Below are 13,292 nucleotides of genomic sequence, written 5' to 3'. Positions count from 1 at the left end.
TTTTATATTATTCTCTGTCATTTATCCTAAGAAAAAAATCGCCCGTTTTTACTCCTGAAGCAAGCTGTTCTAATGTGGTATTGGTAAGCATTTCTAAAAGTAGTTCGCGTACTTTTTTAAACTCTTTATGCACCGGACACGGTTTTGTTTCAGAACATTCTTTTAATCCTATACCACAACCTTTATATATCGTATCGCCATCTATCGCATCAACAATCTGAATAAGTTTTATCGATTTTAAAGCACTACCAGAAACTTCAAATCCACCTCCTACGCCTTTTGACGATTCTATGATTCCGCTTTTGGTCAGAATCTGCATTATTTTGGCTGTAAAAGGCTCCGGCGAATCAATTTCTTTGGCAACATCTTTTATTCCAACCCTGATCCCTTTTGAGGATTTAGTGGCAATAAATATAGAAGCTCTGATTCCGTACTCACAGGCTTTTGAAAACATAGGCAAATTTGTTGATTGACTACAAATATATCGAAATTCAACACAAAAGACAAGTTTATCCTTAATAGTTTTCGTTATAATAATCTCTTATTTATAACCAAAATAATTAATATAAAACAAAACACTTATTCAGGACCAAATTCTAATAAAAACCAATTTTAGTTTTACCTTTGGAAGTACTAATTTTTCTAACACCTAAAAAATGGCTTTAAGCAACTCCAAAGATCTCAAATTAGCCGTTCTTATTGATGCCGATAATGTGCCTTACAGCAATGTAAAAGGCATGATGGAAGAAATAACAAAATTTGGCACACCAACCACAAAACGTATTTATGCAGACTGGACCAAACCAAACTCGAATGGATGGAAAGCTGTTTTATTAGAACACGCCATTACCCCAATCCAGCAATATAGTTATACTGTAGGTAAAAATTCATCAGATTCTGCTTTGATTATAGATGCTATGGATTTACTATATTCAGGAAAACTAGATGGTTTTTGTATTGTTTCGAGCGATAGTGATTTTACCCGTTTGGCCATAAGATTAAGGGAATCTGGAATGAAAGTAATTGGTATTGGAGAAAAAAAGACTCCGAATTCTTTTATTGTTGCCTGTGACCGATTTATTTATATCGAGGTTCTTGACGGCGCAATCCAGAAGAAAAAACCAAAAACAACTGCTGCTGCCGATGCTAAAAAACCGGTAGAAAAACCTGCTGAAAAAGCATTACATAAAATTGACGCTCCCACTATTGAACTTATCGAAGCTACGATCGAAGATATTGAAGATGATGACGGTTGGGCATTTTTAGGAGATGTTGGAAACCTGATCGTTAAGAAAAAACCCGAATTCGACCCAAGAAATTATGGTTTTTCTAAGCTTACGCCAATGTTAAAATCGCTTACTGATATTCTTGAAATTGATGAAAGAGAATCAGACAAAAAAGGCATTAAACACGTTTATGTACGCCTGCGATTCAATTAATTATTAAACTTTTCCTTTTAAATTTTACAAACATGAGAAAAAAATTCTTCATCTACGGATTCTTATTGTTTATAATTGTTGTTACAATTTATTTTTATACCAAGCGCGGTTTTTTACTCGTAATTATCATCCCGATATTACTGGTTGTTGGTGTTTATAATACCCTTCAAAAAAAGCATGCCATTTTAAGAAACTTTCCTGTTTTAGGTTATTTCAGGTATTTATTTGAAATGATTGCACCTGAAATTCAGCAATATTTTATCGAAAGATCTACTGACGGAAAACCTTTTTCAAGAAACCAGCGCTCTTTGGTATACCAAAGGGCCAAAAATATCGATTCGAATACACCTTTTGGAACACAGCAAAATCTAAATCATGATAGCTATGAGGGAATAAAACATTCCATTTTTCCGGCAAAAGTAAACGAAGAATTACCTCGTGTATTGGTTGGAGGAAAAGATTGCAAACAACCTTATTTAGCTTCTCTATTTAATGTTTCGGCTATGAGTTTTGGTTCATTGAGCGAAAATGCAGTTCGCGCCATTAATATTGGTGCAAAAAAAGGAAACTTCTATCAAAATACCGGAGAAGGCGGTTTGACAGATTATCACCTTGAAGGCGGCGGAGACATTACCTGGCAAATTGGTACAGGATATTTTGGATGCCGTGATGCTGCGGGGAATTTTAGTCCTGAAAAATTTTCAGAAAAAGCCAATCTTCCAAACGTGAAAATGATCGAAATTAAGCTTTCGCAAGGAGCAAAACCAGGTCACGGAGGTGTACTTCCGGCCGCTAAAAACACTGAACAAATTGCTAAAATAAGAGGAGTTGAACCCCACACTATGATTCTTTCGCCTCCTGGTCATCATGCTTTTTCAGACGTAAAAGGACTTATTCATTTTGTCGCACAACTGCGTGAATTATCAAACGGAAAACCTATTGGCTTTAAATTATGCATAGGAAATACTGCTGAATTTGAAGCGATTTGCCACGAAATGATTGCAGAGGATACGTACCCTGACTTTATTACTATTGATGGTGCTGAAGGCGGAACCGGAGCTGCTCCGTTAGAATTTGCTGATGGTGTTGGAATGCCTTTTGAACCTGCTTTAATATTTGTAAATAAAACTTTGATAGGCTTAAATATTCGTGATAAAATTCGAATTATTGGCAGCGGAAAAATCATTTCAGGTTATTCTATTTTACACGCCATTGCACTAGGCGCAGATATGTGTAATAGCGCACGCGGATTTATGTTCTCCTTAGGCTGTATCCAGGCATTACGCTGTCATAATAACGAATGTCCTACCGGAGTTGCTACGCAAAATAAAATGTTGATGAAAGGTTTAGTGGTCACAGATAAATCAGATCGTGTATATCACTTTCATAAAAATACCTTACATGCTGCCAACGAACTTTTAGCGGCAGCCGGCAAAAAAAGTTTTGCTGATGTTGATAGTAATATCTTCATGCGCGGTGATGAGTTTGGTCATTTATCCGATTCTTATTTCCCTGATATTTTAACCAATGTTACTAAACGATAAAAAAATGAAGCCTCTTTAAAATCTTAAAGAGGCTTTATTTTTTATTATTTTCTTAAAACTAAAGTTTTGCAGTTACCTTTTCTTTAGCATCAGCTGCATTTTCTAAAACTGCTAATTCTTCTTTATCCACAACTCGTTGCGCCAGAATCGCATTATTATAAGCTAAAAAGTATATATCGAATTTTACTCCTTCTTCGATTAACTCTTTTGAAATTTGATCATTTTTGATCATTTCTTTCAGCAAATCAGGAAACGACTCTTTGTAAGTCAATTTATTGGTGTCATTTTCTTCTAAATTGGTTTCAATTCTAATTTCAATTTTACTGTCATTCAAAAATGCCTTTGCCGTTGTACTGGTAATGCCACTACCTTTTATTGACGACGAATTATTATAAGTACTAACATGTTCCTGAATTTTTTGTTTGGTATTTTTACAACTCACCAATACTAACATAATCATAACAGCAAATGCGATTTGGGTAATTTTTTTCATAAATTTTTAGGTTTTAGGTTATTTTTTAACTCAAACATAATGAACTTTTCAAACAAAAACAACATCCTTCTACAAAAATAAATTGTGTAATTATTTGACTACAAATAAATTAACCTAAAATAAAGAGTTTTTACAACAAAATGGAAACCTCAATTTATCAATTTACTATAAAAAACAAATAAAAAGCCACTTTAAAAATAATTAAAGTGACTTTTTTCACAATATAAAATTTAATTATTACTGTAATAATTCAGGTAGAGATTCTTTGTTTATGATCTGTTTTACAAGAACAGTATTATCATCGGCTAAAAAATAAGCATCAAACTGAATCCCCTCTTCAACAAGCTCTTTAGGTATTTGGTTTTTATTGATCATTTCTTTCAACAGCTTAGGAAACGAGGTGTTTGCTTTTACTTTGTTCGTTTCATTTTGCTCTAAATTAGTCTCAAAACGCAATTCAATTTTATCATCATTTATGTATCCTCTGGCGGTTGTAAGCGTAACATCTTCAGCCTTAAAACTTGCCGCCGTACTATTATAAGTCGTGACATATTCCTGCAGTTGTTGTTTTGCATTTTTTTTACAGCTTACCAATATTATAACAAGGGCAATCGTAAACGAGATTTGAATAATTCTTTTCATCATAACACTAGTTTTTTAGTTTTTGAAGTCTTAAAAGTGCTTCAAGATAATAATAATCTGCATAATTTATCGAACAATCTACTTCACTTCCTGCAGGTTTATGCCCTGTAGAATGAAGCAAAAACGCCGAATTTGCATCATGACTTTGATAATGATCTGAAAGTTCAACTATCATTTTTTTAGACTTTGTTAAGTATTCTTTTTTAAGCGATGCCTCCTTTGTATACGAACTTAGCTCAATAAGTGCGGAAGAAACAATCGCAGCAGCCGAAGCATCTCTCGGCTCATTCGGGATTCCCGGCGCATTAAAATCCCAGTACGGAATTAAATCTTCACTCGTTAATCTATCTAAATAGACACGTGCTATTTTATGCGCAAAATCTAAAAACTTAGGGTCTTTTGTTTCCCTGTAAACCATTGTAAAACCATAAATAGCCCATGCCTGACCCCTCGCCCACATACTATCATCGCTATAACCTTGAGCCGTTCTGCCTTTTATCTTTTTACCGGTTTCATAATCGTAAATAATAACATGATATGAGGTGTAATCTGGTCTAAAATGATTGTTCATCGTTGTTTCAGCATGTTTCACCGCGATGTCATACAACTTTTTATTTCCTCCATTTTTAGAAGCCCAAAAAAGCAATTCTAAATTCATCATATTATCTATGATCGTATTATGACCGCCCATTTTATTGTGTGGCCAAGATTGAATTGTTCCTACTTTTGGATTAAAAAGTGTTGCTAAAGTATCAGCCGTTTTCAGGATAATATCTTTATATTCTTTGTTTTTAGTTAAACGATAACCGTTTCCGAAACTATTAAAAATCTGAAATCCCAAATCATGATCTGCAGCTTTGCTAACAGACAAAGGCTTTAAAAACTGACTAAATTTATCCGCTTCTTTTTCCCATTTTTTATTTCCAGTTGCTTGGTACAAATACCATAATTCACCTGGCCAGAATCCGCTTGTCCAGTCTTTGTAATTAACAAACTTCCAATCTTTGCTTCCATTAGGAACCGTTCTGGGAGAACTTCCATCATCGGGAATTACTTTTAAAGTCTTCGAAGCTTGTTCTGCACAATATTCAAGCTGTTTTTTTACATTAAATGAGTTGCTTTTTTGGGAGTAGCCATTACTTGTAAATAAAAACAAGGTCAAAACCAAAACTGTAAATCTTGTATTCATGTGGTTATTTAATTAGATAGAAAAAATTATTACGCTTTTTTTGTAATCGATAAATTTATAAAATAAAGTAAACTTATTTGAGTGTTTGTATTTTTCGTGCCCTAATATTGTACTGTGTGAGACTTTTTTCTCAGTTGCTCTTTGTCAAAGTTTAAAACTTTGACAAAGAGAAATCAAGAGTCTCTACAAATAAAAGATTTAATCTAAATTTGCTCTAAACGTAACTGCACTTGAAAAGAAAACGACTCTATTATTTCATCATTTTCTTATTGATTATTTTTCTTGGAATCTTCTCCAGAGAATTTAATGAAATACCATTATGTACAGGAGATTTTCTTTATGCTGTGATGATGTACGTCTTCATTAAAATACTATTGATCGAAAAAAAAGCGACTCAAATCCTGATTTTTTCTTTGTTGATTTGCTATTCAATTGAGTTTTTTCAACTCTATCAAGCTGATTGGATCAATGCGCTTAGACAAACTTTATTTGGAAGATATGTTCTTGGTCAAGGTTTTTTATGGAGTGATATTATGGCGTATACTTTTGGTGGTTTTACAGCTTTTTTAATTGACAGACTCTTTTTACGAAACAAACTTTAATCAAGCGTTTGTGTAATTTTATCAATATTCAAACTATTTGCCATTGCCGTAAATATTTGATAATACACTGATTTATTATCATACAAATCGTCATGAGTTCCTTTTTCGACACATCTTCCCTGTTCTAAGACAATGATGTTTGCCGCATCGATAATTTGAGAAATACTGTGCGAAATAATAATTACGGTCCTGTCTTTTTTGACAGCATCCAAAGATTTTTTTATTTGTTCTGTGGCAATTGCATCCAAACTTGCTGTTGGTTCGTCTAAGAAAATAATTGGCGGATTTTTTAAAAACAAACGTGCAATTGCAATTCGCTGTTGCTGTCCTCCCGAAAGTAAATGTGCATCAGAGTCATAGCCTTTTGGCAATTGCATCACCTGTTCGTGAATATAAGCTTGTTGGGCAGCCTCGATAATTTCAGATTTAGTGGCATTGGGTTTTCCGTATAAGATGTTCTCTGCAATTGTACCTTTAAAAATGTGGTTCTTCTGTAATACCAATCCAATATTTTTACGAAGAAAGTCAGTATTGTAATCATTTAAATCTACTCCGTCCAGATAAATTTTTCCGCTTGACGGTAAATAAAACTTATCCAGTAAATTGATAATAGTGCTTTTTCCGGCACCGCTTAACCCCACCAAAGCAGTGGTTTCATTTGGTTTTATTGTAAAATTAATATCCCAAAGGGCTTTTGTACCATTTGGATACACAAAATCTACATTTTTAACCTCTATAAATCCTACTATTTTCTCCGGAATATAATCGCCGCTTGTTTCCTTTTCATTATCTGATTCTAAAATATCAAAGAAACCTTCAGAATAAATCAAAGCATCATTTACTTCATCATAAATACGATGCAATTGCCTGATTGGCGCAGATACATTATTAAATAACATAATATGAAACATGATTGCACCAATTGTCATGGTGTTGTTGAGCACAAAATAAGCTGTTAGAATAATGATAATCACGACTCCTATTTGCTCTACAAAACCTTTTACGCTTTCAAAAATAAAACTGGTTTTTCTGGTTTCAAGCTGATTCTCGGTCATTTCGAACTGAATATCTTTATGTCGGTTGGCTTCCATTGGTTCCCGTACAAACGATTTTATAACCGTTATAGACTCGATTAAACTAATAATTCCGTTGTTCTTAGTTTCACGATAATTACGCATTCTTCGTCTAAAACCACTTAGTTTAGTAGCTTGTAGCTGACTGATATAAAAATAAATGGGAATAATACACAAACTCACCAAACCTACATATACATTGGCATAAAACATAATGGCCAAAGCCACAAAAGCATTAGCAAATAAAGGCATAATATCAATAAAAAAATTCTGGACCAATCGCGTTAAACTGCTAATTCCGAGGTCGATTCTGGTTTGAAGTTTACCGCTTTCATTTTCATTAGAAGTATAAAACTCCATTCGATAACTCAGAATTTTTTCTACGATTGCCTGAGATATGTCACGCGTTATAAAGATGCGCAGTTTTTCGCCATAAAATTTCTGACCAAATTGCACCACAGAATAAATCAATTCTTTCGAAAGTAAAACGATACTTATAATACCTAATAAATGAAACCCTTTCGACAAAGGTTCGTGCGCCACCATCAGATCACTTATAGAATCTACCGTGTACTTTAATATTAATGCATTTACCTGAGCAGCAAACGATCCTAAAAAAGTAAGCAGTAAAGTAGCTATAACCATCTTTTTGTAAGGCTTAACAAAAGGGGTTATTTTTTTATATAATAATGATATCTGCATTTATTTTTATTTCATGTCGTCTATCAAATATAAGAATTCTAAATTTGTGTTTTGGAATTACTCTTAATAATCACCCTTAAAATACATCGCTATGCAATTGGTTTTCGCCTCAAACAATCTCAATAAAATCAAAGAAATTCAAAGTATCCTAAAAGGATCTATTCAATTATTAAGTTTAGAGGAAATTGGCTGTCACGAGGAAATTCCTGAAACTGCCGAGACAATCGAAGGAAACGCTATTTTGAAAGCAAACTACGTTACTGAAAAATACGGTTATGATTGTTTTGCCGATGATACGGGTTTAGAAGTTACGGTTTTAAACGGAGAACCTGGCGTTTATTCGGCGCGATATGCAGGCGAACAACGCAACGCCGATGATAATATGAACAAACTTCTGGAAGCTTTGCTGGATAAAGAAGACCGAAGCGCTCAGTTTAAAACCGTTATTGCATTAAATATAAAAGGAGAACAGCATTTATTTACCGGAATTGCAAAAGGAAATATTATTCTCGACAAAACTGGAAATCATGGCTTTGGTTATGATCCCGTTTTTCAGCCTGAAAATTATTCTGAGACTTTTGCTGAACTGGCTTCAGAAGTAAAAAATAAAATTAGTCATCGCGCAAAAGCAACTCAGCAACTAATTGATTTTCTGAACACAGCAAAATAATTGTTTAGAATACAACATTTTAAAGCCCAAAATTTATATTTCGCGACGTATTTTTATTGAATTTTTTGGATTGCCAAATAAAAATCATCGTACACTAAACATAACTTTTTGATAATCAAATCATAACAAATACATAATTCTTAAAATAGCATTAGTTTATCTGAATAATTAACAGTAATTTTGCACCCTATTTTAAATACATATATGAATAAATTTGAACAATTAGGATTGAATGAATCGTTACTGAAGGCGATTTTAGATCTAGGATTTGAGAATCCGTCAGAAGTACAGGAAAAAGCGATTCCCCTATTATTGGAAAAAGACACGGATATGGTTGCGTTGGCTCAGACAGGGACAGGGAAAACGGCAGCTTTCGGTTTTCCGCTAATTCAAAAAATTGATGCTGACAACAAAAATACACAAGCATTAGTTTTATCGCCAACACGAGAACTTTGTTTACAGATTACCAACGAACTTAAAAACTACGCAAAATACGAGAAAGGTATTAATGTGGTAGCAGTTTACGGCGGGGCTAGTATTACAGAGCAAGCTAGGGACATTAAAAGAGGAGCACAAATTATTGTGGCTACTCCGGGAAGAATGCAAGACATGATCAACAGAGGTTTGGTTAACATTAAAAATATAGATTACTGTATTCTTGATGAGGCTGATGAGATGTTGAACATGGGATTCTATGAAGACATCGTATCTATTTTATCAGATACTCCAGATCAAAAAAGTACATGGTTGTTCTCTGCAACTATGCCACAAGAGGTTGCCAGAATTGCAAAACAATTCATGAGCGACCCGGTAGAAATTACTGTTGGAGCTAAGAACTCAGGTTCTGCAACAGTTTCTCACGAATTTTACTTAGTAAATGCACGTGACCGTTACGAAGCTTTAAAACGTTTGGCCGATGCAAATCCAGATATTTTTTCTGTGGTTTTCTGTCGTACTAAAAGAGATACACAAGCTGTAGCTGAAAAATTAATTGAAGATGGATACAGCGCTGCTGCATTGCACGGAGATTTATCTCAGGCGCAACGTGATGGTGTAATGAAATCTTTCCGTGGAAGACAAATTCAGATGCTTGTTGCTACTGACGTTGCTGCACGTGGTATTGACGTTGATAATATTACTCACGTAGTAAATTACCAACTTCCTGACGAGATTGAAACTTACAATCACCGTTCCGGACGTACTGGTAGAGCTGGAAAATTAGGAACTTCTATTGTAATTGTTACAAAAAGTGAGTTGCGTAAAATTTCTTCTATCGAAAGAATCATCAAACAAAAATTTGAAGAAAAAGTAATTCCATCTGGAATCGAAATTTGCGAAATTCAATTGTTGCACTTAGCAACAAAAATTAAAGATACTGAAGTTGATCACGAAATTGACAACTATTTACCAGCAATCAATAATGTTCTTGAAGATTTATCTAAAGAAGAATTGATTAAAAAAATGGTATCTGTAGAATTTAACCGTTTTATTGCTTACTACAAAAAGAACAGAGATATCTCTACTCAATCTGGAGAAAGACGTGAAAGAAGTGATTCTGAGCCAAGAGAATTCAATAATAACGGAGCAGTTCGTTATTTTGTAAATATCGGTTCAAGAGACAACTTCGACTGGATGTCTCTTAAAGATTATTTGAAAGAAACATTAGACTTAGGTCGCGATGACGTTTTCAAAGTAGATGTAAAAGAAGGTTTCTCTTTCTTTAACACTGATCCTGAGCACACTGATAAAGTTATGGAAGTATTAAACAACGTACAATTAGAAGGACGTCGTATTAATGTTGAAATTTCTAAAAATGATGGTGGCGGAAGACGTGACCATAACGGACGCAGCGGTGGCGGTGGCGGACGTAGTTCTGCTCCAAGACGTGAAGGTTCTGGTGGTGGAAGTTTCGGACCAAGACGTGAAGGTTCTGGTGGCGGAGGTTTCAGAAGCGACAGAAGTTCTGCTCCTAGAGAAGGTGGTTTCAGAAGCGACAGAAACTCATCTGCTCCAAAAAGAGAAGGTGGCTTTAGAAGCTCAGCTCCAAGAAGTGAAGGTAGTTCAGACAGAGCTCCAAGACGTTCTGAAAGCTTTGGTGATGCACCAAGACCAAGAAGACCAAGAAGAGACTAATAAGTCAATATCTTAAATATAAAATCCCAAATTCCAGACATACCTGGGATTTGGGATTTTTTTATGTTAAGAATCTTCTTCTAAATTGATAACTGTTGCAATTCAGCACAAATTAATTTAAATCTCATACTCTTTTTAGTTAATACTAAAAGCAGTACTTCCTGCTTTGTTAATTTTCTGATAATTATATCCGAAGACTGCAAAATATTTAATCCCTATTTAGTACTTTTAGAGCTTTAAATCAGGATATGAAATATTTCGCCGTTTTCTTTTTTACACTCCTTTCTACAATTGGTTTTGCTCAAGACACTGAGTCTACAGTACCCCAAAGAGTATCTGGTTATATTATCAATGATAATAGTAAACAACCACTTGCTAATGTTAATATTATCAACACCAATAAAGTACGTGGTGCAAAATCTGATGCCAAAGGATATTTTGAGATAGATGTTCAGCTAAACGATACGATTCACTTTTCGATTTTAGGTTTTCAATCTCTGAGAATCAGGGTAACAAATGACTGGATAAAAAATAAAGTAACCCGAATTCAGCTTACTGAAAAAGCAATTGCTCTTGAAGAAGTTATCATTGCCCCTTTTAGTTTAACAGGATACCTTGAAGTCGATTCGAAATTAATTCCAACTAAAGAAAACTATCGCTATAGCATTTCAGGCCTTACACAAGGTTATGAAGCGGGTGAATATTCTCCGAATGCTTTTGGAAAAGTATTGGGATCTATTTTTAATCCTGCCGATGTGCTTTATGGTTTCTTTGGGAAAAATGCGAAAGAACTCAAGAAATTAAAGGAAATGAGAAAAGATGATACGGTTAGAAATCTGTTAGAATCTAAATACGATCGCGAAACTGTCTCAGTATTATTAGGCATTAGCAAAGACGAAATTCCTGAAATTTTACAGCGTTGTAATTATTCTGAAGCCTTTATACAATCAGCAAATGATTTACAGATTATGGATGCTATTAATGGTTGTTACGAACAATATAAAGTACTGAAGCGAAATTAAAGTTCAGTTGTTCTCTAATAAATTAATCCCTGATTACTCTAAGTAGTCAGGGATTTTGATTTTAAAGTTTTTTTTCTTTTTAATAATCCCAAAAAGCTGACCTTATAGCCACCACGCGTTAGTGCGAAAAGTAATCAACAATATTAAGGTTCTGTTTAATTATCTATAAGACAAATATGTTATATTTGATTTTTACTAAAACAGATATTATCATACAGCGCCATCCTATTTTGTGGTGATATGTATGACTTTATCAGACTTATCTATAAGTTGGCGGCTAGATTACCGAAAAATCGTAGAAAAAGAATATGGAATCACTGAAATTTATATTAAAATGGACAAATGAGAATTCGGGCTTTGTTTCTGTTTTATTATTCGTCATAACTTTGTTAATTGCGTGGATTAGTGGATTTTTTAAAATGCTAGTAAGTAAGCCTAAATTCAAAATTGAAATTATAGACCAGTGCTCTTTTTGTTGTGTTTTTGACCTTAATACAAAGCATAATGATCTACCAGTCCATAAATCAGCATTTGTTATCTATATTCAAATTACAAATGTTGGAAAAGCGCCATCAAGCATTGGCAAAATAAAATTAGGCTATTATAAAAGTGATTTTACTCATAAGTTTTTATCTAAAAGAAATTGGATAGAAGAAACAATTTCTAAAGAAGATTTCAAATTTGCTTTTGAAAATAGTGAAAACATTAAAATATTTCCATTTTTAAAACAACGCAATCAATTAATGCCTAACGAAAGTGAAACTTATTTACCAATTGGTAAACAAAAAAATGGAATAATCTACTTTGAGGAGCAAGAAGCCTTTGGAAGTTGGATGCCAAGAGAAAATGAAAATGAAAAGACAACCGACATAAAATTGGTAATAGAAGATATGTTTGGTGGAAAACATAGAAAAAAAATAAAACTTAATTTAATAGAACCAAAAGACGCTCTAAAGTATAATTCTTATTTTGGTCAGACATACAAAGAATATTTCGCAAATAAATAAAAATCCAGCCGCTAACAGCTACTGCAGCGGATTTGGGCAATAGGCTTAATTGAAAAATAGTTTTGTATTTTGGATGGATTTGGTAAATCCGAGAATAGGGTTTAATTTAGTTCCAAACCCATTGTAGTACCAGAACGAACTTTAACGGTAATTCCCCATATTTGTATCTAAAATCATCACCCTTTGTCAGTGTTAGAAATGAAAAATTTGAAGAGTAATTAAAAAAATATTTGGGTTTATGATGAAACAAACAACAAAAAATAAAATATCAATAGTAGTATGGATTGTTGTATTGGGACTATTTGTCTTTATATTAATAAATAGACCAATGCAAATATGGGAAAAAGGACTTGTAATGACATTGTTAGTAATAACTGCATTAATAAACATATTCAACACAAATAAGAAAAATAAAGACTTCATCTTGATTGACGATATTTTAATTATTAGTCAAACATTCGCAAAGGAAAAGCAATACAGTTTAAAAAACATTTCGTTTTGGACTGAAAACAAATATCAATTGCTTGGATTTAAAACTGGACGCGAAATAATAATAAAAACAGCTAGCGGAATTTTAATAAATCTATTTGAAAAAAAATCGAATGATTTCGAAAAACTTTCAGAATATTTGAACTCAAATCTACCTGACGCTTTTCAAAACTACCGCTAAGAGCTAGTACATCGTTATCAGCCATTTTACTACAACACTATGAAATTTATTTATATAATTTTATTGCTTCTCACTTTTATTTCGTGCAAAGATGATCACGAAAGAA

The 13,292-nt window shown here is 33.4% G+C and carries 13 protein-coding genes; 8 read left to right on the top strand and 5 right to left on the bottom strand.

The annotated features are described in order from the left end of the window. Window positions 1-7 precede the first annotated feature (7 nt). Window positions 8-454, bottom strand: a complete 447-nt coding sequence (locus tag B0M43_RS11830; RefSeq protein ID WP_065447805.1) for an Rrf2 family transcriptional regulator — start codon at window positions 452-454, stop codon at window positions 8-10. 202 nt (window positions 455-656) lie between these two features. Here B0M43_RS11830 and B0M43_RS11825 point away from each other — a divergent pair, with 202 nt between their 5' ends. Continuing rightward, a complete protein-coding gene (locus B0M43_RS11825; RefSeq protein ID WP_065447804.1) occupies window positions 657-1,439 on the top strand; it encodes an NYN domain-containing protein in 783 nt (260 codons plus the stop codon). A gap of 32 nt (window positions 1,440-1,471) precedes the next feature. Next, window positions 1,472-2,983: an FMN-binding glutamate synthase family protein gene (locus B0M43_RS11820; RefSeq protein WP_078008199.1), complete on the top strand. Its 1,512-nt coding sequence runs from the start codon at window positions 1,472-1,474 to the stop codon at window positions 2,981-2,983. Between the two features lie 58 nt (window positions 2,984-3,041). Here the strand turns inward: B0M43_RS11820 and B0M43_RS11815 are convergent, their stop codons facing one another. The 3 genes from B0M43_RS11815 to B0M43_RS11805 form a co-directional block, all read right to left on the bottom strand. Then, window positions 3,042-3,476 (bottom strand): hypothetical protein, encoded by a 435-nt coding sequence (locus B0M43_RS11815; RefSeq protein ID WP_078008200.1) that lies wholly within the window; start codon window positions 3,474-3,476, stop codon window positions 3,042-3,044. 237 nt (window positions 3,477-3,713) lie between these two features. Next, entirely contained in the window at window positions 3,714-4,121 is a 408-nt protein-coding gene (locus tag B0M43_RS11810; protein WP_078008201.1) for a hypothetical protein, read from the bottom strand. A 4-nt stretch (window positions 4,122-4,125) separates the two neighbouring features. Further along, entirely contained in the window at window positions 4,126-5,307 is a 1,182-nt protein-coding gene (locus B0M43_RS11805; RefSeq protein WP_078008202.1) for a glycoside hydrolase family 88 protein, read from the bottom strand. A 230-nt stretch (window positions 5,308-5,537) separates the two neighbouring features. On the opposite strand from B0M43_RS11805, the gene B0M43_RS11800 reads away from it, so the two are divergent. Then, a complete protein-coding gene (locus B0M43_RS11800) occupies window positions 5,538-5,909 on the top strand; it encodes a DUF2809 domain-containing protein (RefSeq protein ID WP_078008203.1) in 372 nt (123 codons plus the stop codon). Here the strand turns inward: B0M43_RS11800 and B0M43_RS11795 are convergent. Further along, the gene (locus B0M43_RS11795; RefSeq protein ID WP_078008204.1) at window positions 5,906-7,684 is read right to left on the bottom strand and encodes an ABC transporter ATP-binding protein; all 1,779 of its coding nucleotides are present in this window, start codon (window positions 7,682-7,684) and stop codon (window positions 5,906-5,908) included. The genes B0M43_RS11800 and B0M43_RS11795 overlap by 4 nt on opposite strands. 91 nt (window positions 7,685-7,775) lie before the next feature. Here B0M43_RS11795 and B0M43_RS11790 point away from each other — a divergent pair, with 91 nt between their 5' ends. The 5 genes from B0M43_RS11790 (at window position 7,776) to B0M43_RS11770 (ending at window position 13,186) form a co-directional block, all read left to right on the top strand. Then, window positions 7,776-8,354 carry a non-canonical purine NTP diphosphatase gene (locus B0M43_RS11790; protein ID WP_078008205.1) on the top strand — a complete coding sequence of 193 codons (579 nt, stop codon included), beginning with the start codon at window positions 7,776-7,778 and terminating at the stop codon, window positions 8,352-8,354. A 204-nt stretch (window positions 8,355-8,558) separates the two neighbouring features. Continuing rightward, complete coding sequence (locus B0M43_RS11785) at window positions 8,559-10,487, top strand: DEAD/DEAH box helicase (RefSeq protein WP_078008206.1); 1,929 nt, start codon at window positions 8,559-8,561, stop codon at window positions 10,485-10,487. Window positions 10,488-10,735: 248 nt separating this feature from the next. Next, the gene (locus B0M43_RS11780) at window positions 10,736-11,509 is read left to right on the top strand and encodes a carboxypeptidase-like regulatory domain-containing protein (protein ID WP_065447793.1); all 774 of its coding nucleotides are present in this window, start codon (window positions 10,736-10,738) and stop codon (window positions 11,507-11,509) included. A gap of 308 nt (window positions 11,510-11,817) precedes the next feature. Then, window positions 11,818-12,516, top strand: a complete 699-nt coding sequence (locus tag B0M43_RS11775; RefSeq protein WP_078008207.1) for a hypothetical protein — start codon at window positions 11,818-11,820, stop codon at window positions 12,514-12,516. Between the two features lie 238 nt (window positions 12,517-12,754). Beyond that, window positions 12,755-13,186 carry a hypothetical protein gene (locus B0M43_RS11770; RefSeq protein ID WP_078008208.1) on the top strand — a complete coding sequence of 144 codons (432 nt, stop codon included), beginning with the start codon at window positions 12,755-12,757 and terminating at the stop codon, window positions 13,184-13,186. The last annotated feature ends 106 nt before the right edge of the window (window positions 13,187-13,292 follow it).

This window comes from Flavobacterium sp. KBS0721 (assembly GCF_002007065.3).
GTDB lineage: Bacteria > Bacteroidota > Bacteroidia > Flavobacteriales > Flavobacteriaceae > Flavobacterium > Flavobacterium piscis.
This window is presented reverse-complemented; position numbering and strand designations above follow the sequence as displayed.